The sequence below is a fragment of the Polaromonas sp. C04 genome (assembly GCF_002002705.1).
Classification (GTDB): domain Bacteria; phylum Pseudomonadota; class Gammaproteobacteria; order Burkholderiales; family Burkholderiaceae_C; genus Rhodoferax_A.
In genome coordinates, this window is sequence record NZ_MUNS01000027.1 from 99,066 (window position 1) to 125,312 (window position 26,247).

A 26,247-nucleotide genomic window follows, 5' to 3' on the forward strand; every position below is an offset into this window, starting at 1 on the left:
GCCGATGGCCACCGACACCCGCAGCGAAACCTTTCCTTGCGGCATCGCCGGCATCGGGCTCTCCGAAGTGGTGCGGCAGTTGCCTGCGAACGAGCCCCCCGCGCTGGCGCCAAACGCGCAACTGCAGGTGATCGGCAAGCCCGTGCCACGCCAGAACGGGCGCGCGAAGGTTACCGGTGCCACGCGCTACACGGTGGATCTGAAGCTGCCCGGCATGTTGTACGGCCGCATCCTGCGCTCGGCCTGGCCGCATGCACGCATCCGCAGCGTTGACGTCTCGGCCGCCCAGAAGCTGCCGGGCGTGAGCGGCGTGCTGGTGCTGGTCCACCCCGAGGATGCCGCATCGGCCACCGTGCGCTACGTCGGCGCACCGGTGGCGGCGGTGGCCGCCGTGTCGATGGCCGTGGCCGAGGAGGCGCTGCGCCTGATCCGCGTCGAGGCGCAGCCGCTGCCCTTCGTCACCGACATCGATCAGGCGCTGCTCGCCAGCGCGCAGCCCGTCTTCGACAGCGCCTCGGCGCCGCAGGGAAATGTCTCGGGCTTTCCGGCGGCGCACGGCCTGCCGCTGGCGGGCAACCTGCGCGGGCCGGCGCTCGCGTCGCGCGGCAACATCACCGAGGGTTTCGCGCAGGCCGAGATGACCGTGGAGGCCGAGTACCGCACGCAGGTGCAGACGCATTGCTGTATGGAGCCGCACGCCACCGTCGCCGACTGGCGCGCCGACGGCCTGACGGTCCACCAGTCCACCCAGTTCACGGCGGGCGTGCGGCAGGAACTGGCGGCCACGTTCGGCCTGCCGCTGGCCAGGGTGCGCGTCGTCGTCGACGACATGGGCGGTGGCTTCGGCAGCAAGTCGCAGTTGGGCAACTATGGCCGCATCGCGGTGATGCTGTCGCGCCAGGCCGGGGCACCCGTGCGCGTGGCCCTCGATCGTCGCGAAGAGCAGACCGACGCTGGCAACCGCCCCGGCACCTGGCAACAGCTGCGCATCGGCGCCCGGCGCGACGGCACGCTGACGGCCATTTCGCTGCGCAGCCGCGGCACGGCCGGTGTGACCGTCGGTGCCGGCGTCGGCAACAACGCGCAGTCGATGTACGAGTGCCCGAACTTCGATGGGGCGCAGTACGACGTCTTCACCAACGCCGGCCCTGGCTGCGCCATGCGCGGACCGGGCAATACGCCGGGCGCGTGGGGCCTGGAGCAGGCGATCGACGAACTGGCCGGCAAGCTGGGCATGGACCCGCTGGTGCTGCGCGACCACATTGATGCCAGTCCGGTGCGGCGCGAGGAGCGCCGGCTTGGAGCCGAACGCATCGGCTGGGCGCGGCATCGGGCCGCTGGTGCGTCGCGTTCGGGAAGCGGCCCCGTCAAGCGGGGCATGGGCATGGCGCAGTCGATCTGGGGTGCCAATGTGCAGACCAACTCGTCCTGCGAAGTGCGCCTGCACCGCGATGGCACGGTGGAGCTGCTGTCGAGCGTGCAGGACATCGGCACCGGTATCGGTACCGTGCTCGCGCAGGTGGTGGCCGAGGTGTTCGGCCTGCGTGCGCAGGATATCCATGTGCGCATCGGCGACACCGAGTTCCCGGCCGGTCCGCCCTCGTACGGTAGCCGGACCACGGCGTCGATCACCCCTCCTGCGCGCACGGCCGCCTGGCGCGTGCTGCTGGCGCTGCTGGCGGTGGCGGCACCGGCGCTGCAGGCGCGTCCTGAGGATCTGATCGCGCGCGACGGCCGCATCGTCGTGTGCAGCCAGCCGGCGCGCGGCCTGTCGTTTCGCGAAGCGGCCGCCTTGCTGCGTACCGACCGCATTAGCGAGATTGCTTCGCGCAGCGACGACTATGGGGGCTTTCGGCGACGCATCGGCAGCGACGCGGCGCTGGCACAGCAGGACCTGGGTGGCGTGCAGTTCGCCGCAGTGGCGGTGGACACCGAGACCGGCATCATTCGCGTGGAGCGCGTAGTGGCGGTGCACGACTGCGGCCGGCCGATGAACCCGAAGCTGATCGAAAGCCAGGTGCAGGGCGGTGTGCTGATGGGGCTGTCGTATGCGTTGTTCGAGGAGCGCATCCTCGACCGGCACACCGGCCGCATGGTGAACGCAAACCTTGAGCAATACAAGCTGGCGGGTGCGCGCGAAGTCCCCGCCATCGAGGTCATCCTGCTTGAGAACTACCAGGGGCAGAGCGCGACCGATGCCTATGGCATCGCCGAGCCCGCCAACATCGGCACCGCGCCGGCCATTGCCAACGCGGTCTGCGATGCGATCGGCGTTCGGCTGCGCTCGCTGCCGATGACGCCGGCGGCGGTGCTCGCCGCGCTGCGCGGTATGCGCAGCGAAATGGGGCCCGCATGAACACCTTCGCCTGGATACCTGTGCGCACGATCGGCGAGGCCGCCGCCCTGGCATCAAACACGGTGGCCGACGCGATGTGCGTGGCGCCCACCGATCCCGGCAATGCCATGCGCAGCGTGGTCAAGGCCGGGGGCATCGACCTGCTCGATCTCATGAAGGAGCAAATGCTGTCTGCGGCGACGCTGGTCAGCCTGACGGCGATTCCCGGGCTGGCGCGAATCGAGGAACAGGCCGATGGCGGCTTGTGCGTGGGCGCGATGGCCACGCTGGCCGACCTGGCCGCACACCCGCTCGTGCGGCGCCGCTGGCCCGCGCTCGCCAACGCCGTCGGCGGATCGGCCAGTCCGCAGATCCGGCATGTCGCGACTCTGGGCGGCAACCTGCTGCAGCGGCCCCGTTGCTGGTATTTCCGCGCCGCCGAGTTCCACTGCTTGCGCAAGGGCGGTGGCCATTGCTTTGCCCTCGACGGGGAGAACGCCTACCACGCGATCTTCGACAACCGCAGTTGCGCGATCGTCCATCCGTCCACGGCCGCCACGGTGCTGGTGGCGCTGGGCGCGAGGGTCGAACTGGCCAATGCCGGGGCGGGCGTGCGCCGGGTCCTGCTGGAAGACTTCTTTGTCCCGCCCGGACGCGACCTTCAGCGCGAGAATGACCTGCAGCCCCACGAGATCATGACCACCGTCGTGCTGCCGGCGCTACCACCCGGCGTGCGCATGGCGCACCTGAAACTCAGCCAGAAGGAGTCGTTCGACTGGCCACTGGCAGACGTCGCCGTCGTGCTCGACGTCGGCGCCGACGGCATTTGCCGCCGGGCCTCGATTGTGCTGGGTGCTGCGGCGCCCGTGCCGCACCGCGCCAAAACGGCCGAAGCCGCGCTCGCGGGCCGGCGCATCACCGACGCGACGGCCCGCGACGCGGCCCGGGCGGCCCTGGAAGGGGCCACGCCGCTGACGCAAAATACCTACAAGCTCGCCCTGTTCGAGACGCTTGTGCGCCGCACGGTCCTGCAGGCCATGGACCTGGAGAAAAAATGATGATACGACGCCAGATCAATGCGGGAGTCCTCGCGGGCGCCGCACTCGCCGCTGTGATCAGATAATCAGCCGCGGGTACATCCAGCCGCCGATCCACACCAACATGGCGAGCCCAGCGGCGAGCACGCCGAAGTCCATGCCGAGGCCGAGCGTCGTGGCGCCCCCCACCAGCATCAGCGAACGCAGGCCGTCGACGACGTAGCTCAGCGGGTTGGCATGCGCCACGACCTTCAGCCACGGCGGCATGATTTCGGTCGGGTAGATCGCGTTGCTGGCGAAGAACAGCGGCATGGTCAGCACCTGCCCAATGCCCATGAAGCGCTCGCGCGTCTTGACGATGCAGGCGATGATCAGCGAGAAAGTCGAGAACAGCGCCGCGCCCAGCAGGACCAGCGCCACGACGCCCAGCAGCGCCTGCAGCCTCCAGACCAGCGGCACGCCGAGCGCTACTGCCACGCCATACACGATGACCGCCTGAGTCAAGGCTCTCACGCCCGAGGCCAGCGCCTTGCCGAGCACCAGCGCCGTGCGCGGCGTCGGGCTGGCAAGGAATTTGTGCACGATGCCCAGGTCGCGCTCCCAAATCACCGAGATGCCATTGAAGATGGCGACGAACAGCACGCTTTGCGCCAGGATGCCTGGCACCAGAAAGGCCATGTAGTCGACGCCACCGGTGGGGATGGCGTGCGCCCGCGCGAACACCTGGCCGAACACCAGCAGCCACAGCATGGGCTGGATCGCCCGCGTCAACAGCTCGGTCGGGTCGTGGCGCAGCTTGCGCATGTCCATTCCCGTGATGGCGGCCACCTTGGCGACATAGCGCAAGCCGCGTACGGAAAAGTTCGGCGCCATCGTGTTTCCCGCCTGTTCAGGCCAGCCGCTGGCTGGCCTGCCGCGCATGGGAGGTCTCGCCATAGGCCCCGGCAGCCTCGGCCGACTCGCCGGTGTAGTGCGCAAACAGTTCGTCGAGCGTCGCAGTGGGCTGGCCACTGGCTGCACGCAGCTCGGCCAGGGAGCCGCAGGCCACCAGTCTGCCTGCCCGCAGGATGCCAAAGCGCGAGCACAGCGCCTGCGCCTCTTCCATGTAATGGGTGGTCATGAAGATCGTGGTCTCGTACTTCCCCCGAAGCTCGCGGATATGCGCCCACACCGTGTCGCGAGCCACTGGATCGAGCCCGACGGTCGGCTCGTCGAGAAACAGCAGCCGCGGCCGGTGCAACATGGACTGCGCGATCTCCAGGCGGCGGATCATGCCGCCCGAGTAGGTGGCGACCAGCCGCCCGGCGGCGTCCTGCAGGTCCATGAAGGCCAGCGCTTCGGCGATGCGCCCGGCCCGTTCGGCGCGCGGGATGTCGTACAGGCTTGCGAACACGAACAGGTTCTCGTAGCCGGTCAGCTCGCCGTCGGCCGACAGCGCCTGCGGCACGTAGCCGATCGAGGCGCGCACCGAGGTCGCCTCGCTGACGACATCCAGTCCTTCGACGCGTGCGATGCCCGAGCTTGGCGGCAGCAGCGTTGTCAGCATCTTGATCAGCGTGCTCTTGCCGGCGCCGTTTCTTCCAAGCAGGCCGAAAACTTCGCCTTCGGCCACCGTCAGGTCGAGGTGGTCCACCACCACGTGGTCGCCGAAGCGGCGTGTCAATGCCTGCGTCTGCAGCGCCAACGGCGCGGCAGCCACACTGTCGCTGCCGGACAGGATCAGGTTGGCCACGGGGATTCCCGGGGGCGGCGTCAACGCCCGGTCACGAGGCCGGCTGCCGCTTGCTGCTGTCGCTGCCGGGCCAGTGCCACCAACTGGCCCTGGGTCGGATGATCCACGGTTTCCCAGCCGGTGATCCGGGGCGCCAGCGCGGGACGGTGTTTGCCGACATAGTGGCGGAAGTCCGCCTGCGCCGTGTGCGACCCGGTCACCAGGATCGACGCGATGCCGGCCAGCGCATCGCAGACCTCGCCGAAGAATTCATGCCCGGTACGCACCTCGCTGCCGTGTTGGCGCGTGTCATGGGAGACGGCCTGAAGCTTGCGGGCTTCTACCTGATCGGCATCGAACTGGATGATCTGGGCGTTGTGATGGTCCAGCCAGACCACGGCATGTAAAAAAGGCATGAAATAACTCCAGCGGTGGCGCATGGCCCGGCCGCGTTGGTTTATAGGGATGACTGCTCTGACACGTTGATCACTTTAAAGCACGACGATGCGCATGGACTTGACGCAGCGCAAGGTCGGTGCCGTCAGGCACGCCTGGAGTTTTTGTGCGTTGTCATGCGAGCGTAGAAAAATCGCTTGGCCCCTTCGACCAGCACCAGGTAGGCCAGCACCATGCCGGCCAGCCAGGCGAAGAAAATAGCGGGTGGCGGCTCGAAATGGAACAGCGGGCCCAGCGGCGTGAAGGGCAGCAGCAGGGCCAGAGCCACGACGGCCAGCGAGGCCGCCGTCAGCACCGCGCTGGGCCGGCTGGCCCATGGCCTGCCGCGGGTGCGGATAACGAAGATCACCAGCACCTGGGTCACCAGCGACTCGATGAACCAGCCGGTATGGAACAGGGCCTCATCCGCGTGCAGCACCCGCAGCAGGATCCAGAAGGTCAATGCGTCGAAGGCCGAACTGATCAGGCCGAACAGCCACATATAGCGCTGGATGAAGCCCATATCCAGCGTGCGCGGGCGGCGCAGGTCGCTGGCATCGACCCGGTCCAGGGGAATGGCAGCCTCCGACAGGTCGTACAGCACGTTGTTGAGCAGGATCTGCGTGGGCAACATCGGCAGGAAGGGCAGGAACACCGAGGCGCCCGCCATGCTCAGCATGTTTCCGAAGTTGGAACTGGTTCCCATCATGATGTACTTCATCACGTTGCCGAAGGTGCGCCGGCCTTCGAGCACGCCCTCATGCAGCACCGCGAGGTCGTGGTCGAGCATCACCATGTCGGCCACCTCGCGCGCCACGTCGACCGCAGAGTCCACCGTGAGGCCGACGTCGGCCGAGCGCAGCGGCGGCGCGTCGTTGATGCCGTCGCCCAGGTAGCCGACCACATAGCCACGCGCCTTGAGCGCGAGCACGATGCGGTTCTTCTGGGCCGGGTTGACACGACAGAAGAGGGTAGTGTGGCCAACCCGCGCACGCAGCGCAGCCTCGTCCATATGCGCGATCTCCTGGCCGGTCAGCACACCCTTGACTGGCAGTTTCAGCAGCGTGCACAGGTGCTGGGTCACGAGTTCGCTGTCGCCGCTGACGATCTTCACGGCCACGCCGCTTTTCGCCAGTGCGGCCAGCGCGGCACTGGCGCCGACCTTGGGCGGATCGATGAAGGCGGCAAAGCCCGCGAACACCAGGTCGCTCTCGTCGCGCACGTCGGCATGCAGGTGATCCGCGGGCACCTCGCGCCAGGCGACACCGAGCACGCGCAGGCCCTCCCGCTCCAGGCCGTGGCAACGTTCGCGCAGACCTTCCCGCGCGGCCGTATCCAGCGGTACCATCGAGCGCCCTTCGTCCTGCTCGCGGCGGCTGCACAGCGCGAGCACATCCTCGGGCGCGCCTTTGACCACCAGCCAGCGCGCATCGCCGCGATCGACCAGCACCGAGACGCGCCGGCGCTCGAAGTCGAAGGGCACCTCGTCGATCTTCTGCCAGGCCGAAATGTCCACTGGGCGCGCCAGGATGGCCTCGTCGAGCGGGCTGCGCAGACCGCTTTCGAAGACGCTGTTGAGATAGGCCAGCATCAGCACGCGGGGTGTGTCGCGTCCATCCACATCCATGCAGCGCGCGAGGCTGATTTTTGCCTCGGTCAGCGTGCCGGTCTTGTCGGTGCACAGCACGTCCATCGCGCCGAGGTTCTGGATCGACGCCAGGCGCTTGACGATCACGCGGCGCTTGGCCATGCGCATCGCGCCGCGCGACAGCGTGACTGAGACCACCATCGGCAGCAGCTCCGGCGTCAGGCCGACCGCGAGCGCGATGGCGAACAGGAAGGAGTCCAGCAGCGGCCGGTGCAGCACCAGGTTGACCAGCATGACGAACAGGACCAGCAGCAGCGTGATGCGCATCAGCAGCATGCCGAAGCGGTGCATGCCGATTTCGAAGGCGGTGGGTGGCGGCTCGGCCTGAATGCTGTGCGCCACTTCGCCCAGCGCGGTTGCCCCCCCGGTAGCCATGACCTGCATCCGGGCGCTGCCGCTGACCACCGTGCTGCCCATGAAGGCCGCGTTGAGGGCCTGCTGCAGCTCCGTGGCGCCAGGTTCGAGCAGCCCTGGCCGCTTCTCGACCGGGTAGGACTCGCCGGTGAGCAGACCCTGGTTGACGAAGAAGTCGCGCGCCTCGAGCAGCCGGCCGTCGGCCGGGACACGGTCGCCGGCGGACAGCAGCACCAGATCGCCCGGCACGAGCTCGTCCACCGGGACCTCTTGCGTATGGGTATCGCGTAGCACGCTGGCGCGCAGCGCCACCGATTCGCGCAGCTTTTGCGCGGCGAGGTTGGCGCGATGCTCTTGCACGAAATCCAGCGCCACGCTCAAAAGCACTATCAACAGGATGATCGTGAAGTTGGTCAGATCGCCGGTCAGGGCCGAGACCGCGCTGGCGGCCAGCAGAATAAGCACCAGTGGATTGCGAAAGCGCGCCAGGAACTGCAGCAGCAGCGCCTGGCGCTTGCGCGCCTCGAAGCTGTTCGGACCGAAGCGCGCGAGCGCCTGCTGCGCCTCGGCCTGCGACAGGCCCGCGTTCCTGGTTGGCGCTGCTTCCAGCCACCAGGGCTGGGCTGGGCCGGCAGGAGCAGCGGGTGTATTCATCAGGCGCGCAGTACGCATTTTCGTGAAGGCGCTGCGTGCGCCCCTGCAGGTCGCATTTCTCCCTCAGGGTCGCAGGCATGCTTCATGTCGTACGCCACGGTGAATTCCTTTCGCACAAAGAAGCGGTCGGAGTTTCATGTTGATGCGGTAGTTGGTTGGGGACACAAGACTAGGGGTTTACAGGCGGCGATCACTTGCGTGAGATCAAGTATTCGCGTTATCTCTGCGTGCCGGATCGACTTCGCCGGGATTGATATGGCGCAAGGCAATGCGATACGGGCTGGCTTAAGGTCACCCTCACCATTCCTATTCCCATGCCCAAAGGGCTTTTATGCAGACACCCGGGTCAATCTTGCTCCAGTTAGACAGTTCGACACGGACCGCGGAGCGCATCAAGGTGGCCCGTCAACTCGCAGATGACTTGGATGCCGAGTGCGACGAGCATCATTTTTCAGTCCATGACGCTACCGGTACTGATGTCGCACTGAGCGTGAGCCGTCTGTATAGCGTGCGTCAAAAGTGAAGATCTTCGGTCATCTATGATTGAACTGAGCGCTTTGGTCGAACTGGCCTCGGACCGGGCCAGGCGAAGAATCTCGATCGCGGATATGGTCCATTCAATGGGCGACGGCAGTGTGAAGGTACTGCTCCTTCTATTCGCCTTGCCCAACAGTATTCCCGCCCTTCCAGGCACGTCGACCATCCTCGGCTTTCCCTTGCTGTTTCTGACGATGCAGATGGCTCTCCGCAAGCCGCCCTGGATGCCCCGATGGCTAGCGAGGCAATCGTTGTCGAGAAAGGATTTCGCCGCGATTGTGCTGCGCTTGACGACGCTGTCCACATGGGCCGAAAGGATTTGCACCCCGCGACTTGGCAGGTATGTGGACGGCTGCACTTTGCGGATGGCTGGTGTTCTTGGCGTGTTGCTTTCCGTGGTGCTCGTTTTACCTCTGCCGTTGGTGAATGTCCCTTGCGGCATCGCATTGGTGCTGCTTTCACTCGGTGGGTTATATAAGGACGGCCTTTTTTCGATATTGGGCTTCGTCGCTGGATTCGCATCGCTTGGACTGACGGCAGCTGTTGTGATTTTTTCTTTCCGCGTCGGCAAGCAGATTCTGTTGTTCTGGCACTTCTGAGTATCGTGAAGATCATTGACGCAATGTTGCTGCGCGCTCTTCGCCGGTGAGCGGCTCGGCAAGTGCGGATAGCCTATTCAAAACGGCGATGTCGGCTTCGGATGCATCGCCCTGGCGGGCCAGCAGGCGCGCGCGCAGCACCGGTAGCGGCGCCTCGCAGGCCACAATCGAAAACGGCACGCCGAGCGCGCGTGCCAGCGCAAGCGCCTCGGCTCTTTCGGCGCGGCGCAGGAACGCGGCGTCGAGGATCACCGGGAAGCCCGCCTGCAATGCGATGCGCGTCATTTTGAACAGGTGCTCATAGGTGCGCGCCGAGGCCGTGGCGTCGTACAGGTTCAGTCCCCTGGCGCGTGAATCTTCGAGCATGCCGAGCCCGAACAGGCGCTTGCGCTCCACATCCGAGCGCAGCCTGATGGCGCCCTCACGCTCCAGCAGGCGTTGCGAGACAAATGTCTTGCCTGAACCCGGCAGGCCGTGGGTGATGAACAGCCGTGCGTTGCGCCGCTGTGTCCAAGCCAGCGCAGTCTCCAGGTAGTTGCGCGCGGCGGTGCCGCCCGTGCCGCGAAGGTGCTCCACCTGGGCTCGCACGAGTGCCCGGTAAACCACCGAAAAACACAAGCCGGGCAGGCCGTCATGGTCACCTGTCCGGTCAAGCCACCCGTTGATGAAGCGAAAGGCAAAGTCGCGCCGATGCCGGGCAGCGAAGTCCATCATGACGAACGCCGCGTCGTCGAGCACGTCGATCCAGCGCAGCGCCGGGTCGAACTCGATGCAATCGAAGGCGGCAATGGCGCCATCCAAGCTCACCACGTTGGCCAGGTGCAGGTCGCCGTGGCATTCGCGCACACGGCCGTTCGCTTTGCGCGACGTCCACAAGGGCGCCAATGTGGCGGCCTGGGCTTCGAGCCAGTACCGCAGGGCGGCGTGCTCCGTGTCGCTCGCCAACGTTTGCACGCCGTCGAGTGCGGCCAGCGCGGCGCTTCGCCGGCATTCGGCGCTGGCGAAACGGCTCGCGGCCGCGGCGCCCGGCGTACGCTCGTGAAAGTCGGCGAGCAGCGCGGCCAGCCGATCGACATCGCGGGCGGCAAGGCGGCCTGCGTCAAGCTGCTCGCGAAACAGCGCGCCCGGAGCAAAGCGGCGCATGCGCACCGCATATTCCAGGGTTAGACCCGGGCCGTCGAGTACCGGTGCCTCAAGCGTGCCGGTGATGCGCGTGACGCCGAGATACAGCGAGGGCGCCAGCCTGCGATTTAACCGCACTTCTTCTTCGCAGAAATGCTGGCGCGCCTGCAGTGTGCTGTAGTCGACGAAAGGCAGCCGTACCGGCTTTTTGATCTTGTAAGCGGTGTTGCCTGTCAGCAGCACCCACGAGATATGGGTCTCGATGAGTTCGGCGTCCAGCGCATGAGCCAGTGCTCTGACGAGGGCGATGGAGTCGATAGTTTGCATTTTGACGTGAGAGTACGCCCGAAGGTGGCATAGGGTTTGATGTCTGTCAAATGGGCCGCAACTGGCACTTGATCTGGCGCAAGCAGGTGGCGCTGCCATCTCGTTAAGCTGAATTTTTGTAATTCTTCAGGAACGGCACATGGCAACAACGAGACGCATCGCGGTGATAACCGGTGGCACGGGAGGACTCGGTGAGGCGATTTGCAGACGCCTGGCCGATGACGACTTCACGGTCGTGGCACTGCATTCACCCGGGAACCAGCAAGTACAGGCGTGGCAGACGGCGCAGGAGGCGTTGGGTTACCACTTTGGAGCGGTGGGGGTTGACGTCGCAAGTTTCGATTCCTGCGCGGCTGCGGCGCAGGCCATCCACCAGCAACATGGCCCCGTGTCCGTGCTGGTCAACAACGCCGGCATCACCCGCGACGCGAGTTTTCGCAAGATGACGCCGCAGGCGTGGGATGCGGTGCTGCGCACCAATCTTGACTCGATGTTCAACATGACCAAACAGATCATCGAAGACATGCTTTCGCTCGGCTGGGGTCGCATCGTCAACATCTCGTCGGTCAACGGCCAGCGCGGCGCCTTTGGTCAGGCCAACTATGCGGCATCAAAGGCAGGCATCCACGGTTTCACGAAGACGCTGGCACTGGAATTCGCCAGCAAGAACATCACCGTCAACACCATTTCGCCCGGTTATCTGCGCACGCGCATGGTCGAGAAAATGCCGCCCGACGTGCTGCGCGAGCGGATCCTCCCGCAGATTCCCATGGGCCGGCTCGGTGAGCCGGCCGAGGTCGCCGAACTGGTGGCCTATCTGGCTTCAGAACATGCGGCCTTCGTCACCGGCGCCAATGTGGCAATCAACGGCGGCCAGCATATGTACTGACCGCCGCCCGGCCTTATTGCACTGCCAGCTTCTTGGACGCGGCCGTAGCCTTTTTCGGCAGCTCCAGCGTTAGTACGCCATCGGCATACCTGGCCTGTGCCTTGGTATCGTCCACATCTTGCGCCAGGCTGAAAGTGCGCGAAACGTTGCCGTAATAGCGCTCGCTGCGCAGCACCTTGTTCCCGTTGCCCTTGGTTTCCTTTTCCTGTTTGACCTCGGCGTCGATCTGCACGACGTTACCGTCGATGCGCACGTTGATGTCTTCCTTCTTGACACCTGGCAGGTCAGCCTTGACCACGTAGGTATTGTCCTTTTCCGAAAGGTCCAGGCGCATGTCAAGGACTGGGGGGGTCATCTCGAACTGGACCGGTGCAAAGAAGCGGCGCAGGGCCGATTCGAAAGAGTCGTTGAAGCCGGGTTCGAGTACACGGAGATGGTTTGCCATGATGATCCTCTTGCGTTGGTTGAAAAAAATGGAAGAAAGGGGGCCGGCTATGCCTAGCCGGTAATATCGAGTTTGTCCACGACACGCGAGACACCGCGCGCCGAGAACGCCGCACCCATGGCCGCGTCACGCTCTGGCAGTGAGTGGACCTTGCCGCGCAGGGTGACGACACCACCCTCGACCTCGATGTTGATGTGCTCGGCTTCGCGCGCCGCCTGCCGTGTCAGCGCCGCGGTGATTTCGGTGCCGATGTCCTTCGAGCTTGCGCGGGGCTTGATGGTGATACGGTTGGTCAGGCCCCGCACGCCGACAAGCGGGCGAATGCACTGCTCGGCATTGGTGAACTGATAGCCCCAGTCGACCTCGCCGGTGAGCGTGACCCAGCCGTCTTCAACCTCGACCTTCACGCGCCCGTCGGGAACGAGCGAACTCCAGCGCAAGGCGGAGGCCGCGGCCTGGGCGATTTCCGAATCGCTGCGGCGGTGCTCGGCGGCGAGTTTGACGTCCAGTTCGAGAGCAATGCCGCGTACGCCCGCTACGCGGCGCACTGCGCGCTCTGCCGCATATTTTTCGGCGAAAGTGTCCAGGTGGCCGCTCAGGGTCACCACACCGTTCTTGACCATGACGCCAATACCGGTGGCATTGATGGCCGCGTCCCAGGCGAGCTCCGCCATGACGTCGGCCTTGAGTTGGGTATCGGTTTTCATACTTTGACTCTCCTTGAGTTGCAGTAACACGCCACCGCAAGACGCGATGCAGGATGAACTCTATTCAGCCTTGTGCATGACAGGTTTGATATTTCGCAAGCCATGCAGGTGTTCTTGCGCGGCTTGTCGGGCGACTTGATCTGACACAACAAAAATGGGGCGGCCAGTCCGCAGAATGGTTACACGAAATAACATCGGGGATTACGCATGCTATTGACGCGCCACGGGTTTCTCCGGGTCTTCGCCGCCGCGGCACTTGGCGGACTGTCTTCGCCGGTATACCCATTCGATCCGGTCGCAGACATGTCGGCGCTGTACCGCGCACATGTTGACAGGCAACTGGACGTGCCCGAGGTCGAAGCGCAGCGTTATGCCGGATTGGCGACCGAGGCCCTGGCCACGGCCGGCGTCTCGCTGGTGCAGCCGCAGTACCTCGCGTTGGTCGACCGCGATCCGAACGTTCAGGCTTTCTTTTTGTTCTGGCGCTCCGCGCAAGGTGAATGGGAGTGGGTGGGGGCGTCACCCGTTTCTACCGGCCGGCCCGGCAGTTTCGACCACTTTCAAACCCCGCTGGGGGTGTTCGACCACACCACGGCAAACCCCGATTTCCGGGCCGAGGGGACCCGAAACAGTAACGGCATACGCGGGTATGGCGCCAAGGGCATGCGCGTCTACGACTTTGGCTGGCAGCATGTCCCCAAGGGTTGGGGAGACGGGGCAGTGGTGGACATGCGGCTGCAGATGCATGCCACCGATCCGGACCTGCTCGAGCGCCGCTTGGGCAGTGCGCAGTCGAAAGGCTGCATCCGCATTCCCGCTTCGCTCAATCGCCTGCTCGACCACTATGGTGTCCTTGATGCGGACTACGAACAGGCCCTGCGCAAAGGTCGGCCCCTATGGGTCATGGATGCGCGACGCGAGCCTGTCGCCTATCCTGGACGCTACTTGATCGTGGTGGAATCAGGGCGGGCGAGCCGACCCGACTGGACCCCGGCGCCAGGCCGACGCTAGCCACCAGTCTCAGGGGATGAGCACCGCGGCCCCATTGACCGTGCCGGCACGCACCGCCTGGACGGCGGCGTTGGCGTCGCGCAGCGCGAAGGTCTGCACATGGGTTTGCAGCGCCAACTCGCCCACCAGGTTGAAGAAGGCGTCACCATCCGCGCGCGTGAGGTTGGCGACCGACTTGAGCACCCGTTCGCCCCAGAGCAGCCGGTAGTCGAAGGACGGGATGGCACTCATGTGGATGCCGGCGCACACCACGGTACCGCCCTTGCGCGTGGCGGCCAGAGCGGCCGGCACGAGTTCGCCTGCAGGCGCGAAGATCAACGCTGCGTCCAGCAGGGCGGGGGCGGCATCGTCAGAACTTGCCCCGGCCCACACGGCGCCCAGGCTGCGCGCAAAATCCTGCCCGGCACGGTCACCGGCACGGGTGAAGGCGAATACCTCCTGTCCGTGCGCCACGGCGATCTGGCAGATGATGTGGGCCGCGGCACCGAAGCCGTAGAGCCCTAAGCGGTGTGGCGCGGCCGCACCGGCCAGACGCCAGGCGCGAAAGCCAATCAGCCCGGCACACAGCAGGGGCGCAGCATGGGCATCGCCGTACTGCGCTGGCAGGGCGAAGCAGAAACGCTCGTCGGCAGCGGCGTATTCGGCAAAGCCGCCGTCGCGGTCATAGCCCGTGAAGACGGGAAAGTCGCAGAGGTTTTCGCGCTCCATGGCACAAAACGGACAGCTGCCGCAGGTTCCACCCAGCCAGGGGATGCCTACGCGCTGGCCCACGGTGAACCGTAGTGCCTTCGAGCCGAGGGCTACGATCTGACCGACGATTTCATGTCCCGGTACAACATGATCCCGATGCGGCGGCAGCTCGCCGTCGATGAGATGCAGATCGGTGCGGCACACCCCGCAGGCAAGCACACGGACCACCACATCGTGGTCACCGGCGACCGGAACAGGTTTGCGCTGCGCCACGAGTTTGCCCCCGGTCGGGGCTATGGTCATGGTAAACATGGAAGCTGGCAACATGATGCTTGCATGGTACGCATTCCTGTCGATGGTGGGGAAAGCTTTTGTGGCTGTCATTGACTTTGCGCAAATCGGAAAGCGGCGTGGGTGCAATGATGCAATATGTGGTTTTCAGTCCCACTGAAAGGATGTTTTTTCAATGGCGCTTTCCAACTCCTGTCCTGACCGATATGCGGAGTCGGCCGGTGATTGACGCGCAGAGCCTCGCTGCTGGAGGTCGCATCGTTGCCGTGCGCGGCGCGGTCGTTGACGTGGTCTTCGGCGAAGGTTCGCTGCCGCCAATCGGCGACGCACTGCTGATCTGCTGCGACGACCGCGAGCCGGTGCCGGCCGAAGTGCAGGCGCACCTCGACCAGCGCACCGTGCGCAGCATCGCGCTGCGCACAACCTCCGGACTCGCGCGCGGCCTGCGCGTGCAAACCACCGGGGGACCGATCATGGTGCCGGTCGGCGATGCCGTGCGCGGGCGGCTGCTCGACGTCGTCGGCGCGGTCGGCGACAAGGGCCCCGCGCTGCCGGCCGACGTGCCGCGGCGACCGATGCACCGTGCGCCACCGACGCTGGCGCAGCAGAGCGCGGCCACCGACCTGTTCGCCACCGGCATCAAGGTCATCGATTTGCTCACGCCGCTGGTGCAGGGCGGCAAGGCCGCGATGTTCGGCGGCGCCGGCGTCGGTAAAACCGTTCTCGTGATGGAACTGATCCATGCCATGGTCGAACGCTACCGCGGCATCTCGGTGTTCGCGGGCGTCGGCGAGCGCTCGCGCGAGGGCCACGAGATGCTGGGCGAGATGCGCGATTCCGGCGTGCTGGGCCATACCGTACTGGTCTACGGGCAGATGAACGAGCCCCCCGGCGCGCGCTGGCGCGTGCCGCTGACCGCACTGACGATCGCCGAGTATTTCCGTGACGAGGCGCACCAGAATGTGCTGCTGCTGATGGACAACGTGTTCCGCTTCGTGCAGGCCGGCAGCGAGATTTCCGGCCTGCTCGGGCGGCTGTCGTCCCAGGTTGGCTACCAGCCGACGCTGGCCGACGAAGTGGCCGCGCTGCAGGAGCGCATCGTCTCGGTCGGCGGCGTCGCGGTGACCGCGATCGAGGCGGTCTACGTGCCGGCCGACGACTTCACTGATCCGGCGGTGGTCGCGATTGCAGCACATGTCGACAGCATGGTCGTGCTCTCGCGCGAGATGGCCGCGCAGGGCATGTATCCGGCGATCGACCCGGTCGCCTCATCCTCGGTGATGCTCGACGAGCACATCGTGGGCGCCGGCCACGTCGCGACGGCGACTGCTGTGCGCCGCACGATCGAGCACTACCGCAGCCTGCAGGACGTGATCGCGCTGCTCGGCGTGGAAGAGCTCGGCGCCGAAGACCGGCGCATCGTGGGCCGGGCACGCCGCCTGCAGCGCTTTCTGACGCAGCCGTTCACGGTGACCGAAGCCTTCACCGGCATGCCGGGCCGCTCGGTCGCACTGGCCGACACGCTGGCCGGCTGCCGCGCGATCCTCGACGGCACATGCGACGGCTGGAACGAGGCCTCGCTGTACATGGTCGGCACGCTCGACGAGGCACGCCAGCGCGAGCAGGCCAACGCCGCGAAGGCGGTCGCCGCATGAACGCACCGGCCCTGCACCTCGTGCTGACCACACCGCAGCAGGTGCTGGCGGATGCGGCCGACGTGGCCGCGCTGCGCGCCGAAGATGCGAGCGGCGGCTTCGGCATTCTGCCCGGGCACGCCGGCTTCGTCACCGCGCTCGACGCGTCGGTGGTGCGCTGGCACGGCGCCGACGGCCATGCGCGCTATGCTGCGGTCCAAGGCGGCGTGCTCGTCGTCGAGGGTGGCCGCGAGGTGCGCATCGCCTGCCGCGAGGGTGTGCTCGGTGACGACCTCGCCACGCTGCAGGCGCAGGTGCAGGCCGCGCGGGAGGCGCAAACCGACGCCGACCGGCGCGAACGTGTCGAACAGGCGCGGCTGCACACGCAGGTGGTGCGCCAATTGCTGCGCTACCTGCAGCCTCAGCCGGGCGACGGCCAGGCGCTCGCCGACGCACTCGGAGCGTCCCGGCCATGAACCTGGACGACACGCCTGCCGCCACGCAGAACGATCCGGATCGCCTGCGCAGCGCCGCACAGCGCGCTCAGCAGCGTGAACGCGCGGCGCTGGATGACCCGGAGACCTCGGTGAGCCGCCGTCTCGCGCAGGTCGGCGTGCTCGGCTGGACCATCGTCGTGCCCATGCTGCTCGGGCTGTTTCTCGGGCGCTGGCTCGACCGCCTGTTGGGCACGCATGCGCTGTTCGCAGCCGCGCTGCTGCTGCTCGGCGCCGGCCTCGGTCTGTGGTCTGCCTGGCGCTGGATGCACCGCCAATGATGCCGCCGCCGCCTCATGCCGGTGCGCTGGCCGCCTCGCTCGTCACCGGGCTGGGCGCCGGTTTTGCGCTCGGCGTGGTGCATTTCGCCACGCTCGCACGCAACCTGCGCCTGTTCGCCGCCGGCCGCCTTGCGGCCGCCTTCGGCCTGCAGTTCGTGCGCCTGGCGGTGACCATCGCCTGCTTCGCGGTGCTTGCCCGGCAGTGCGGCGCCGGCGCGGTGCTGGCGGGCCTGGCCGGCCTGCTGCTGGCGCGCACCTGGCTGCTGCGGCGCACAGGAGCGGGCCCATGAACTCGCCGCTGGCCAGCCACGTGCTGTTTCATCTCGGTCCCGTGCGGGTGTCCTCGGCGGTCGTCGTGACCTGGGTCATCATGGCGGTGCTGCTGCTGGCCGCGCTGGCGACGACGCGGCGGCTGCGCCTGGTCCCGTCAACCCGCCAGACCGTGCTCGAACTCCTGGTCGGCACCGTCGATGCACAGATTCGCGACACGATGCAGGCCGAACCCGAACCGTACCGGGCTCTGATCGGAACGCTGTTTCTCTACATTCTCACGGCGAACTGGAGCTCGCTCGTGCCGGGCGTCGAGCCGCCCACCGCGCAGCTCGCCACCGACGCCGCACTCGCGGGCATCGTCTTCTGCGCGACCATCCTCTTCGGCATGCGCACGCGCGGCATCGGCGGCTACCTCGAAACGTTCGCCGAACCGACCTGGGTCATGATCCCGCTCAACCTGGTCGAGCAGCTCACGCGCACGTTCTCGCTGATCGTGCGCCTGTTCGGCAACGTCATGAGCGGCGTGTTCGTGGTCGGCATCGCGCTGTCGCTGGCCGGCTTGCTGGTGCCGATCCCGTTCATGGCGCTGGACCTGCTGACCGGCGCAATCCAGGCCTACATCTTTTCCATGCTGGCGATGGTTTTCATCGGCGCCACCGTTAGCCACAATCCGTATTCCACCAAAAAACCAGGAGTCCCCCCATGAACAACCTGATCGAGGTCGTCAGCATCCTCGCCGCAGCCATTGCGGTGTCGTTCGGCGCCATCGGCCCGGCGCTGGCCGAGGGCCGCGCCGTCGCCGCCGCGATGGACGCGATCGCGCGCCAGCCGGAATCGGCCGGCACGCTGTCGCGCACGCTGTTCGTCGGCCTGGCGATGATCGAGACGATGGCGATCTACTGCCTCGTCATCGCGGTGCTGGTGCTGTTCGCCAACCCGTTCGTGCACTGAGCCGCGCCGCGACCCCGATGAAGATCGATTGGTGGACACTCGGCCTGCAGGCGATCAATGTCGTCGTCCTGGTCTGGCTGCTGTCGCGCTTCCTGTTCAAGCCGGTGGCGGCCATCATCGCCGAACGCCAGGCCGCCGCGGCGCGCTTGCTGTCCGAGGCGCAGGCCGCGCGCGATGCCGCCCAGCGCGAGCGCGATGCGGCCAGCGCCGAAACTGTGCACATGGCCGCGGCGCGCGAACAGGCGCTGCGCGAGGCGGGCGCCGCGGCAGAGGTGGAGAAAGCGCATCTGCTCGCGCAAGCCCAACTCGAGGCCGCGCGCCTGCGCGAGCAGGGGCAGGCCGAGATCGCCGCCGCACGCGCTGCCGAGGCCCGCGCCATGCAGGACCGCGCCGCCACGCTGGCCGTGGACATCGCGACGCGCCTGCTCGCGCGCCTGCCCGACAGCGCACGCGTGGACGGCTTCGTCGCAGGCCTGGCGGCGGCCGTGGCGGCACTGCCGCAGGGCGCACGCGCGACCCTCGCAAACGGCGCGCCGCCGCGCCTGACCGCCGCGCGCGCGCTGACGCCGGCCGAACTCGAGCATCTGCGCACCGCCATCGGCCAGAGTCTCGGCCGCGCGGTGACGCTGGATGCTGCCGTCGATCCGTCCCTGCTCGCCGGGCTCGAACTTGAAGGTGACGGCGCCGTGGTGCGCAACAGCCTGCGCGCCGATCTCGCCCATCTGCTCGAGGCACTGACCCGCCATGACGCCCAACCCAACGCCTGAGGCCGGCGCAGCCTGGCTCGCGCGCAGCCGCGCCACCGTGGCGGCGGAGCCGCTCGCGGCCAGGGCGCAGACGCTGGGCCGCGTCGAGCATGCCGCCGATGGCATCGCGCAGGTGTCCGGTCTGCCCGACGCACGGCTGGACGAGGTGCTGTGCTTCGCCGGCGGCAGCCTCGGTTTTGCCCTCACGCTCGATGCCGAGCGCATCGGTGCGGTGCTGCTGGACGAGGGCGATGCGATCGAGGCGGGCTCGCCCGTCACCGGCACCGGCGAGGTGCTGCGCGTGCCGGTCGGCCCCGGCCTGCTTGGCCGCGTCGTCGATCCGATGGGCCGGCCGCTCGACCGCGACGAGGCTGTGGTGGCCGAGGCCCACATGCCGATCGAACGCGCCGCACCTGCGATCGCCGACCGCGCGCTCGTGACGGAGCCGGTGCATACCGGCGTGCTCGTCGTCGATGCGCTGTTCGCGCTGGGGCGCGGCCAGCGCGAGCTGATCATCGGCGACCGCGCCACCGGCAAGACCTCGTTCGCCGTCGACGCGATCATCAACCAGAAGCACTCCGACATCGTCTGCGTCTACATCGCGATCGGCCAGCGCGCGAACGCGGTACGCCAGGTCATCGAGGCGGTGCGCGCGCATGGCGCGCCCGAGCGCTGCGTGTTCGTTGTCGCCTCGGCCGCCGATCCGGCCGGCCTGCAATGGCTCGCGCCGTTCGCCGGCTTCACGATCGCGGAATACTTTCGCGACCGCGGCCGGCATGCGCTGGTCGTGATCGACGACCTCACCAAGCACGCGGCGACGCACCGTGAACTGGCGCTGCTGACGCGCCAGCCACCCGGCCGCGAAGCCTACCCGGGCGACATTTTCTACCTGCACGCACGCCTGCTCGAACGCGCCGCCAAGCTGTCGCCGGAACTCGGCGGCGGCTCGCTGACCGCGCTGCCGATCGCGCAGACCGAGGCGGGCGCGCTGTCGGCCTATATCCCGACCAATCTGATCTCGATCACCGACGGCCAGATCGTGCTCGACAGCCACCTGTTCGCCGCGAACCTGCGCCCGGCGGTGCAGGTCGGCCTGTCAGTCAGCCGTGTCGGCGGCAAGGCGCAGACGCATGCCCTGCGCGCGGTCTCGGGCCGGCTGCGGCTGGACTACGCGCAGTTTCTGGAGCTGGAGATGTTCACGCGCTTCGGCGGCCTCGGCGACAGCCGTGTGCGCACGCAGATCGCGCGCGGCGAGCGCATCCGCGCGCTGCTGACCCAGCCGCGTTTCGCTGCGCTGCGCCCGGCCGACCAGATTGCCCTGCTTGCCGCGCTCGACGCTGGTATCTTCGATGCCTTCCCGCCGGCACTGATTGCCGAGCTGCGCCGGCGCCTGGCCGCGCAGCTCGACACTGAAGCCGCGGCGCAGGCAAAGGCCCTGAATGCAGGAGGCGAGCTGGACGCCGCCGCGCGCGACACGCTGATCGGGGTGGTGCGCCGTCTCGCGCAGTCCATTGCGACGGCGACGCCACCGGCCACGCCATGAGCGATCGCCTCGCCGGCGTGTCCGCGCGGATCGCCACCACGCGCCAGCTCGGCAGTGTGATTGGCGCCCTGCGCGCGATCGCCGCGGCGCGTTCGCGCGAGGCGCGCGAACGCCTGGCTGGCATCCAGGCCTATGCACAGACCATCGCCGGCGCGATCGGCGAGGTGCTGGCGCTGCTGCCGCCGCATGAATCGCCGCCCAAAGCACCACCGCCCGCCGACGCCGCGCCGGCCACGCTGTGCATCGCGCTGTGCGCCGAGCAGGGCTTCGCGGGCAGCTTCAACGAGCGCGTGCTCGACGCGGCCGACGCGGTGCCGGCGCGCGCGCGCTTCCTGGTCGGTGACCGCGGCCTGACCGTGCAGCGCATGCGCGGCGCCGAACCCGACTGGAGCGTGCCGATGATCGCCCACCCTGACCAGGTGCCGGTGCTGGCCGGACGCATTGCCGATGCGCTGTATGCGCGGCTCGGCGACGCCGCCGTCGCGAGGGTGGCGCTGGTTTACGCGGTGCCGCAGGCCGCGAGTTTTTGCGTGGTACAGCGCTGGTTGCTGCCGTTCGACTATGCGCGCTTTCCGGCCGCGACGCGGCGCTTTCCGCCGCGCATCGATCTGCCGCCGCGCGGGCTGGCCGCGCGCCTGGCGCTCGAATATGTGTTCGCCGAGCTGTGCGAGGCGCTGCTGCTGTCCTTCGCCGCCGAAAACCAGGCGCGTGTGCAGGCCATGATCGCCGCACACGCCAATGTCGAACACAAGCGCGATGCGCTGGAGGCCGAGTTCCGCCGCGTGCGCCAGGAGGGCATTACCGCCGAGATCGTCGAGTTGTCCGCGAGCGGAACCAATTCCGCGGCCCCGGGGGGCTTTTGACCAAAATCAATACCCGCCTGGACTTTGGCTGTTACGCTGCACCGCAGCAAGCCGTTGGGAACAGGCTCACCCGGCATGGGTGACCCGCACCGCATGCGGTATTTTTGGAAATCTCCATGTTGATGAACACGACTCCGTCCGCATCCCCGACGCCGGCATCGGCACCGACGCCGCTGGCACTGGCCGATCGCATCGACCGCAAGGTGCATGCAGCGCTGGCGAGTGCCAGCGCCTCGCTGTCGCCGGTCTCGCTGCAGCTTGCCTGGCTGGACTGGTATGCGCATCTCGCGATCTCGCCGGGCCGCCAGGGCGAACTGCTGCGCCTGGCGCTGGAGCAGACCGGCCGGCTGTCGCGCTACCTCGCCGCGCGCTGGTCCGCCGGCGCGTGCGCGTCCTGCGTGACTGCGCCGGAAACCGATCGCCGCTTTGCCGATCCGGCCTGGCGGCAGTGGCCCTTCGACGTGTTGCAGCAGTCATTCCTGCTGACCGAGGAATGGTGGGCGCAGGCCACGCGCGGGCTGCATGGCGTGTCGCGCCACCACGAGGACGTGGTGGCCTTTGCCGCACGCCAGTGGCTGGACGTGTTCTCGCCCGGCAACTTCCTGTCGACCAATCCGGTGGTGCTTGAGCGTACGCGGGACAGCGGTGGCAGCAACCTGCTGCTCGGCGCGCGCAACGCAGTCGACGACAGCCTGCGTGCGCTCGGCCTGGCCGCGCCCGCGCCGACCGGTTTTGCGCCTGGTGAAACCGTCGCCATCACGCCGGGCAAGGTGGTGCTGAAAAACCGCCTCATTGAACTGATCCAGTACGCGCCGAGTACCGGGACGGTACGGCCGGAGCCGGTGCTCATCGTTCCGGCGTGGATCATGAAGTACTACATCCTGGATCTGTCGCCACACAACTCGCTGATCAAATACCTGGTCGACCAGGGGTATACGGTGTTCTGCATTTCCTGGAAAAACCCGGGCCGCGAAGACGCGGACCTCGACATGGAAGACTACGTGAATCTCGGGGTTCGGGCTGCGCTCGATGCGGTCTGTGCCGTCATACCAAAGCAGCAGGTGCACGCGACGGGGTACTGCCTGGGGGGTACCTTGCTATCTATAGTGGCCGCTGCCATGGCACGCGACAACGACAAGCGGCTGGCTTCGCTGACACTGTTCGCGGCCCAGGTCGATTTTTCCGAGCCCGGCGAACTGGCGCTGTTCATCGACGACGCCCAGGTCGCCTGGCTGGAGGACCAGATGGCACAAACCGGCTATCTGACCGCACGGCAGATGGCGGGCGCCTTCCAGATGCTGAACTCCTACGATCTGCTCTGGTCGCGAATGGTGGGTGAGTACCTCATGGGCGAGCGCGACACGCCGAACGACCTCATGGCCTGGAATGCCGACGCCACACGCATGCCGGCACGCATGCACTCGCAGTACCTGCGCCGGCTGTTCCTGAACAACGATCTGTCTGCCGGCCACTACCGGGTCGACGACCGGCCAGTGGCGCTCTCGCGCATTCGCTTGCCGGTGTTTTGTGTCGGTACCGTGACGGACCATGTTGCGCCCTGGCGCTCGGTCTACAAGGTTCACAACGAGATGGTGACCGACATCATCTTTGTACTCACCTCGGGCGGCCACAACGCCGGCATCGTCAGCGAGCCGGGGCATCCGCACCGGCATTTCCAGATGCTGGAGCGTTCCGCCGACAGCGCGTATCTCGCGCCGGACGACTGGCTCGCGCAGGCGCCGCAGCACGAAGGCTCCTGGTGGCCGGCGTGGTGCGCCTGGCTCGATGCGCGCTCCGGCGCAAAGGTCAAGCCCCCGCGCCTGGGCGCACCGGCGCGCGGCTATCCCGTGAAGGGCGATGCACCGGGCGAATACGTCAAGCAATCCTGAGATGGATGGGATGCGGCCTCTGACACCCGGCCCCTCGCTGGCAAGCCGGGCCTGGTGGTGGGCATCGCGCGCCGCTGCGGGAGATACGCTGCATGTCGACGCCGGCATGCATCTCCTGAACTGAGGCCGCTGTCCGCACCGCAAAAAAGACAAGAAACATTCATGAATAATCCATCCGCATTGCCGCCCACCACCCAATCTGCCGTTGACAACGATCTCGCGGTGGTGCGCAATCTGGTCTTTGACGAGATTGCGGTCGGCACATCGGCCTGCATCCAGCGCAGCCTGACGCAGACTGATGTCCAATTGTTTGCAGTCATGTCCGGTGACGACAATCCGCAGCACCTTGATCCGCAAGTCGCCGCAAACAGCTGTTTCCCCAGCGTGATCGCGCACGGCATGTGGGGCGGTGCGCTGATCTCGGCGGTGCTTGGCACGCGTCTGCCGGGGCCCGGCACGATCTATCTCGACCAGACGCTGGAGTTCCTCGCACCGGTGCGCATCGGCGATACGCTCGATGTCTCTGTCACCGTCACCGCGCGCGATCCCACCACCCAGCGGCTGACCCTGGCCTGTGTCTGCACCAACCAGGACGGCAAGCGCGTGATCGCCGGCGAGGCACGCGTGATCGCACCGACCCGGAAAATCGCGCGCCCGCGCGCCACGCTGCCGGAGGTTCGGTTGGTCGAGGGCGGTGGCATGCAACGTCTGATCGACGCAGCGCGCCTGCGCGGTGCGATCCGCGTGGCGGTAGTTCATCCCTGTGACCCCACCAGCCTGGAAGCAGCAGTCGACGCATGTGCAGCAGGGCTGATCGAGCCCGTGCTGGTGGCACCGGCGCAGAAACTGCGCGCGATTGCGCAAGCGGCGGGTATAGACCTCTCCGGCATTGCCATCGAGGATGTGCCGCACAGCCACGCAGCTGCGGCGCGCGCCGTCGAATTGGCGGGACAGGGCAAGGTCGATGCCTTGATGAAGGGCAGCCTGCACACCGACGAGCTGATGTCTGCCGTGGTGGCTACCAGCGCCGGACTGCGCACCGCCAGGCGCATCACCCACTGCTTTCTGATGCAGTCACCGGCCTATCCGCGCCCTTTCATCATCACTGACGCGGCCATCAGCATTGCGCCCACGCTGGAGGAGAAGGCTGACATCATTCGCAACGCGATCGACCTCGCGCACGCGATCGGGGTGAAGCAGCCGCGCGTGGCGATTCTCGCCGCGGTGGAGACGGTGAACCCGCGCATGCCGGCCACGCTGGATGCGGCTGCACTGTGCAAGATGGCCGACCGCGGTCAGATCCAGGGCGGCGTGCTGGACGGCCCGCTCGCCTTCGACAACGCGGTCTCCGCCGCCGCGGCGCGCATCAAGGGTATCGTTTCGCCAGTGGCCGGGCAGGCCGACATTTTGGTCGCCCCCGACCTGGAGAGCGGCAATATGCTGGCCAAACAACTTGAATACCTGGGCGGCGCCGCAAGCGCCGGCATCGTGCTCGGCGCGCGTGTTCCCATCATTCTGACCAGCCGCGCCGACTCGCGCGAGGCGCGCATCGCCTCCTGCGCGCTGGCCGTGCTGCTGGTACGCCGCAACGCGGGCCTGGCGGCATGAGTGCCGATGTGATCCTGGTGCTCAACGCGGGCTCGTCGAGCATCAAGTTCGCGCTGTTCGACACCACGCGAAAACCCGTGCCGCGCGAGCCGTTCTGGTCCGGCAAAGTCGATGGCATCACCACGCCGCAGGCAACGGTGACCGAGAGCGGCGCACCAGAGCAGCCCCTGCCGTTGCCCGCCGAGCAGCCTTACCCTGCGGCGCTGCAGCATATCCGCAGCCGCGTCACAGCGCGGCTTGGGATGCACCGTCTGAGGGCAGTCGCGCACAGGGTCGTGCATGGCGGCACCCGCTACTTTGCGCCGGTGCGGGTGGATGCCGCCGTGCTTGCCGACCTGCGCAGCTATATTCCGCTGGCGCCGTTGCACCAACCGTATGCACTGGAGGCTATCGAGGCCTTGCTGAACCTCCACCCGGATCTGCCACAGTTCGCCTGCTTCGACACCGGCTTTCATCGCACCATGCCGCGGGTCGAGCAGATGCTGCCGCTGTCGCGTTCGGCCTGGGACCAGGGCCTGCGCCGTTACGGCTTCCACGGCCTGTCCTACGAATACCTTTCCATTGCCCTGCCGGAACACCATGGCGATGCCGCACGCGGGCGCACCCTGGCAGCACACCTGGGCAGCGGCGCCAGCCTGTGCGCGTTGCAGGGCCTCAAGAGTGTGGCCACCACGATGGGGTTTTCGGCGCTCGACGGCCTCATGATGGGCACGCGCTGCGGCGCGCTCGATCCGGGTGCGGTGATTTATCTGATGCAGGTGCAAAAGCTCTCGCTGGAGCAGGTTGCGCACACGCTTTACCACGAGTCCGGCCTGCTTGGCGTCTCCGGCGTGTCCTCGGACCCGCGCGTGCTGCTGCAGCATGAGGACGACGCGAACGTGCGCGACGCGCTGGCGCTGTACGTGCGCCGCATCGTGCGCGAAGCCGGTGCCCTGGCCGCGGTGCTCGGCGGCCTCGACATGCTCGCCTTCACCGCCGGCATCGGCGAGCACAACCCGGTGATTCGCAGCCGCGTCTGCGCCGGGCTCGCCTTCCTTGGCGTGGAACTCGACGAGGCCGCCAACACAGCCAGCGCCCCCGTCATTTCCAGCGCCGCAAGCTGCGTCAAGGTGGTGGTGGAGCCGACCAACGAGGAATGGATCGCGGCGGTGGAGGCCGATACGCTGATGTAGA

General features: G+C 67.1%; 25 protein-coding genes. 17 read left to right on the forward strand and 8 right to left on the reverse strand.

Annotation, left to right across the window (positions count from 1 at the left end; translation table 11 throughout):
- The first annotated feature begins 4 nt into the window (after positions 1 to 4).
- The gene (locus B0E49_RS07985) at positions 5 to 2,356 is read left to right on the forward strand and encodes a xanthine dehydrogenase family protein molybdopterin-binding subunit (protein WP_077561660.1); all 2,352 of its coding nucleotides are present in this window, start codon (positions 5 to 7) and stop codon (positions 2,354 to 2,356) included.
- Positions 2,353 to 3,393 (forward strand): FAD binding domain-containing protein, encoded by a 1,041-nt coding sequence (locus B0E49_RS07990; protein ID WP_077561661.1) that lies wholly within the window; start codon positions 2,353 to 2,355, stop codon positions 3,391 to 3,393. Before B0E49_RS07985 ends, B0E49_RS07990 begins: the two co-directional genes overlap by 4 nt.
- A 57-nt stretch (positions 3,394 to 3,450) precedes the next feature.
- Here B0E49_RS07990 and B0E49_RS07995 read toward each other — a convergent pair whose 3' ends face one another.
- From B0E49_RS07995 to mgtA, 4 genes are all read right to left on the reverse strand, one after another.
- Positions 3,451 to 4,245 (reverse strand): ABC transporter permease, encoded by a 795-nt coding sequence (locus tag B0E49_RS07995; protein ID WP_077561694.1) that lies wholly within the window; start codon positions 4,243 to 4,245, stop codon positions 3,451 to 3,453.
- 16 nt (positions 4,246 to 4,261) lie between these two features.
- Positions 4,262 to 5,104: an ABC transporter ATP-binding protein gene (locus B0E49_RS08000; protein WP_286137877.1), complete on the reverse strand. Its 843-nt coding sequence runs from the start codon at positions 5,102 to 5,104 to the stop codon at positions 4,262 to 4,264.
- Positions 5,105 to 5,124: 20 nt separating this feature from the next.
- Positions 5,125 to 5,499, reverse strand: coding sequence for a hypothetical protein (locus B0E49_RS08005; protein WP_077561662.1), 375 nt, complete (start codon positions 5,497 to 5,499; stop codon positions 5,125 to 5,127).
- Between the two features lie 125 nt (positions 5,500 to 5,624).
- Positions 5,625 to 8,174: a magnesium-translocating P-type ATPase gene (gene mgtA / locus B0E49_RS08010; RefSeq protein ID WP_077561696.1), complete on the reverse strand. Its 2,550-nt coding sequence runs from the start codon at positions 8,172 to 8,174 to the stop codon at positions 5,625 to 5,627.
- A 539-nt stretch (positions 8,175 to 8,713) separates the two neighbouring features.
- Here mgtA and B0E49_RS08015 point away from each other — a divergent pair.
- The gene (locus tag B0E49_RS08015; RefSeq protein ID WP_077561663.1) at positions 8,714 to 9,310 is read left to right on the forward strand and encodes an exopolysaccharide biosynthesis protein; all 597 of its coding nucleotides are present in this window, start codon (positions 8,714 to 8,716) and stop codon (positions 9,308 to 9,310) included.
- A 12-nt stretch (positions 9,311 to 9,322) separates the two neighbouring features.
- On the opposite strand, the gene B0E49_RS08020 is transcribed toward B0E49_RS08015, so the two are convergent.
- A complete protein-coding gene (locus B0E49_RS08020; RefSeq protein ID WP_077561664.1) occupies positions 9,323 to 10,759 on the reverse strand; it encodes a bifunctional aminoglycoside phosphotransferase/ATP-binding protein in 1,437 nt (478 codons plus the stop codon).
- 139 nt (positions 10,760 to 10,898) lie between these two features.
- Between B0E49_RS08020 and phbB the strand changes: the two genes are divergently transcribed.
- The gene (phbB, locus tag B0E49_RS08025) at positions 10,899 to 11,648 is read left to right on the forward strand and encodes an acetoacetyl-CoA reductase (protein WP_077561665.1); all 750 of its coding nucleotides are present in this window, start codon (positions 10,899 to 10,901) and stop codon (positions 11,646 to 11,648) included.
- A gap of 13 nt (positions 11,649 to 11,661) precedes the next feature.
- Here the strand turns inward: phbB and B0E49_RS08030 are convergent, their stop codons facing one another.
- Together B0E49_RS08030 and B0E49_RS08035 are read right to left on the reverse strand one after the other, a co-directional pair.
- On the reverse strand, positions 11,662 to 12,093 hold the full coding sequence (locus B0E49_RS08030; protein ID WP_077561666.1) for an Hsp20/alpha crystallin family protein: 432 nt from the start codon (positions 12,091 to 12,093) through the stop codon (positions 11,662 to 11,664).
- A gap of 53 nt (positions 12,094 to 12,146) precedes the next feature.
- Positions 12,147 to 12,800, reverse strand: a complete 654-nt coding sequence (locus B0E49_RS08035) for a BON domain-containing protein (protein WP_077561667.1) — start codon at positions 12,798 to 12,800, stop codon at positions 12,147 to 12,149.
- 207 nt (positions 12,801 to 13,007) lie between these two features.
- Between B0E49_RS08035 and B0E49_RS08040 the strand changes: the two genes are divergently transcribed.
- On the forward strand, positions 13,008 to 13,811 hold the full coding sequence (locus tag B0E49_RS08040; RefSeq protein WP_144264487.1) for a L,D-transpeptidase: 804 nt from the start codon (positions 13,008 to 13,010) through the stop codon (positions 13,809 to 13,811).
- Positions 13,812 to 13,820: 9 nt separating this feature from the next.
- Here the strand turns inward: B0E49_RS08040 and B0E49_RS08045 are convergent, their stop codons facing one another.
- A complete protein-coding gene (locus B0E49_RS08045; protein ID WP_077561669.1) occupies positions 13,821 to 14,813 on the reverse strand; it encodes a zinc-dependent alcohol dehydrogenase family protein in 993 nt (330 codons plus the stop codon).
- Positions 14,814 to 15,013: 200 nt separating this feature from the next.
- On the opposite strand from B0E49_RS08045, the gene atpD reads away from it, so the two are divergent.
- The 12 genes from atpD (at position 15,014) to B0E49_RS08105 (ending at position 26,246) form a co-directional block, all read left to right on the forward strand.
- The gene (gene atpD / locus B0E49_RS08050) at positions 15,014 to 16,447 is read left to right on the forward strand and encodes a F0F1 ATP synthase subunit beta (RefSeq protein ID WP_077561697.1); all 1,434 of its coding nucleotides are present in this window, start codon (positions 15,014 to 15,016) and stop codon (positions 16,445 to 16,447) included.
- On the forward strand, positions 16,444 to 16,902 hold the full coding sequence (locus tag B0E49_RS08055; RefSeq protein WP_077561670.1) for a F0F1 ATP synthase subunit epsilon: 459 nt from the start codon (positions 16,444 to 16,446) through the stop codon (positions 16,900 to 16,902). Before atpD ends, B0E49_RS08055 begins: the two co-directional genes overlap by 4 nt.
- On the forward strand, positions 16,899 to 17,201 hold the full coding sequence (locus B0E49_RS08060) for an AtpZ/AtpI family protein (RefSeq protein ID WP_077561671.1): 303 nt from the start codon (positions 16,899 to 16,901) through the stop codon (positions 17,199 to 17,201). The genes B0E49_RS08055 and B0E49_RS08060 overlap by 4 nt, the downstream gene beginning before the upstream one ends.
- A complete protein-coding gene (locus B0E49_RS08065; protein WP_077561672.1) occupies positions 17,198 to 17,491 on the forward strand; it encodes an N-ATPase subunit AtpR in 294 nt (97 codons plus the stop codon). The genes B0E49_RS08060 and B0E49_RS08065 overlap by 4 nt, the downstream gene beginning before the upstream one ends.
- A complete protein-coding gene (locus B0E49_RS08070; RefSeq protein ID WP_077561673.1) occupies positions 17,488 to 18,180 on the forward strand; it encodes a F0F1 ATP synthase subunit A in 693 nt (230 codons plus the stop codon). The genes B0E49_RS08065 and B0E49_RS08070 overlap by 4 nt, the downstream gene beginning before the upstream one ends.
- Entirely contained in the window at positions 18,177 to 18,425 is a 249-nt protein-coding gene (locus B0E49_RS08075) for a F0F1 ATP synthase subunit C (RefSeq protein ID WP_077561674.1), read from the forward strand. Before B0E49_RS08070 ends, B0E49_RS08075 begins: the two co-directional genes overlap by 4 nt.
- A 17-nt stretch (positions 18,426 to 18,442) precedes the next feature.
- Positions 18,443 to 19,192: a F0F1 ATP synthase subunit delta gene (locus tag B0E49_RS08080; RefSeq protein WP_077561675.1), complete on the forward strand. Its 750-nt coding sequence runs from the start codon at positions 18,443 to 18,445 to the stop codon at positions 19,190 to 19,192.
- Positions 19,170 to 20,714 carry a F0F1 ATP synthase subunit alpha gene (locus tag B0E49_RS08085; RefSeq protein WP_077561676.1) on the forward strand — a complete coding sequence of 515 codons (1,545 nt, stop codon included), beginning with the start codon at positions 19,170 to 19,172 and terminating at the stop codon, positions 20,712 to 20,714. Before B0E49_RS08080 ends, B0E49_RS08085 begins: the two co-directional genes overlap by 23 nt.
- Positions 20,711 to 21,577: a F0F1 ATP synthase subunit gamma gene (locus tag B0E49_RS08090; protein WP_077561677.1), complete on the forward strand. Its 867-nt coding sequence runs from the start codon at positions 20,711 to 20,713 to the stop codon at positions 21,575 to 21,577. The genes B0E49_RS08085 and B0E49_RS08090 overlap by 4 nt, the downstream gene beginning before the upstream one ends.
- A 122-nt stretch (positions 21,578 to 21,699) precedes the next feature.
- Positions 21,700 to 23,466, forward strand: a complete 1,767-nt coding sequence (locus tag B0E49_RS08095; RefSeq protein ID WP_144264492.1) for an alpha/beta fold hydrolase — start codon at positions 21,700 to 21,702, stop codon at positions 23,464 to 23,466.
- Between the two features lie 162 nt (positions 23,467 to 23,628).
- Positions 23,629 to 25,074, forward strand: coding sequence for a bifunctional enoyl-CoA hydratase/phosphate acetyltransferase (locus B0E49_RS08100; protein ID WP_077561679.1), 1,446 nt, complete (start codon positions 23,629 to 23,631; stop codon positions 25,072 to 25,074).
- Positions 25,071 to 26,246 (forward strand): acetate/propionate family kinase, encoded by a 1,176-nt coding sequence (locus B0E49_RS08105; RefSeq protein WP_077561680.1) that lies wholly within the window; start codon positions 25,071 to 25,073, stop codon positions 26,244 to 26,246. The genes B0E49_RS08100 and B0E49_RS08105 overlap by 4 nt, the downstream gene beginning before the upstream one ends.
- The last annotated feature ends 1 nt before the right edge of the window (position 26,247 follow it).

Coding starts and splice junctions, on each gene's coding strand:
- B0E49_RS07985 (WP_077561660.1), top strand. CDS start 5: ATGGCCACCGACACCCGCAGCGAAACCTTTCCTTGCGGCATCGCCGGC.
- B0E49_RS08030 (WP_077561666.1), bottom strand. CDS start 12,093: ATGGCAAACCATCTCCGTGTACTCGAACCCGGCTTCAACGACTCTTTC.
- B0E49_RS08020 (WP_077561664.1), bottom strand. CDS start 10,759: ATGCAAACTATCGACTCCATCGCCCTCGTCAGAGCACTGGCTCATGCG.
- B0E49_RS08055 (WP_077561670.1), top strand. CDS start 16,444: ATGAACGCACCGGCCCTGCACCTCGTGCTGACCACACCGCAGCAGGTG.
- B0E49_RS08075 (WP_077561674.1), top strand. CDS start 18,177: ATGAACAACCTGATCGAGGTCGTCAGCATCCTCGCCGCAGCCATTGCG.
- B0E49_RS08095 (WP_144264492.1), top strand. CDS start 21,700: ATGAACACGACTCCGTCCGCATCCCCGACGCCGGCATCGGCACCGACG.
- B0E49_RS08035 (WP_077561667.1), bottom strand. CDS start 12,800: ATGAAAACCGATACCCAACTCAAGGCCGACGTCATGGCGGAGCTCGCC.
- phbB (WP_077561665.1), top strand. CDS start 10,899: ATGGCAACAACGAGACGCATCGCGGTGATAACCGGTGGCACGGGAGGA.
- mgtA (WP_077561696.1), bottom strand. CDS start 8,174: ATGAATACACCCGCTGCTCCTGCCGGCCCAGCCCAGCCCTGGTGGCTG.
- B0E49_RS08015 (WP_077561663.1), top strand. CDS start 8,714: ATGATTGAACTGAGCGCTTTGGTCGAACTGGCCTCGGACCGGGCCAGG.
- B0E49_RS08085 (WP_077561676.1), top strand. CDS start 19,170: ATGACGCCCAACCCAACGCCTGAGGCCGGCGCAGCCTGGCTCGCGCGC.
- B0E49_RS08070 (WP_077561673.1), top strand. CDS start 17,488: ATGAACTCGCCGCTGGCCAGCCACGTGCTGTTTCATCTCGGTCCCGTG.
- B0E49_RS07995 (WP_077561694.1), bottom strand. CDS start 4,245: ATGGCGCCGAACTTTTCCGTACGCGGCTTGCGCTATGTCGCCAAGGTG.
- B0E49_RS08100 (WP_077561679.1), top strand. CDS start 23,629: ATGAATAATCCATCCGCATTGCCGCCCACCACCCAATCTGCCGTTGAC.
- B0E49_RS07990 (WP_077561661.1), top strand. CDS start 2,353: ATGAACACCTTCGCCTGGATACCTGTGCGCACGATCGGCGAGGCCGCC.
- B0E49_RS08090 (WP_077561677.1), top strand. CDS start 20,711: ATGAGCGATCGCCTCGCCGGCGTGTCCGCGCGGATCGCCACCACGCGC.
- B0E49_RS08065 (WP_077561672.1), top strand. CDS start 17,198: ATGATGCCGCCGCCGCCTCATGCCGGTGCGCTGGCCGCCTCGCTCGTC.
- B0E49_RS08040 (WP_144264487.1), top strand. CDS start 13,008: ATGCTATTGACGCGCCACGGGTTTCTCCGGGTCTTCGCCGCCGCGGCA.
- B0E49_RS08045 (WP_077561669.1), bottom strand. CDS start 14,813: ATGTTTACCATGACCATAGCCCCGACCGGGGGCAAACTCGTGGCGCAG.
- B0E49_RS08080 (WP_077561675.1), top strand. CDS start 18,443: ATGAAGATCGATTGGTGGACACTCGGCCTGCAGGCGATCAATGTCGTC.
- B0E49_RS08105 (WP_077561680.1), top strand. CDS start 25,071: ATGAGTGCCGATGTGATCCTGGTGCTCAACGCGGGCTCGTCGAGCATC.
- B0E49_RS08005 (WP_077561662.1), bottom strand. CDS start 5,499: ATGCCTTTTTTACATGCCGTGGTCTGGCTGGACCATCACAACGCCCAG.
- B0E49_RS08060 (WP_077561671.1), top strand. CDS start 16,899: ATGAACCTGGACGACACGCCTGCCGCCACGCAGAACGATCCGGATCGC.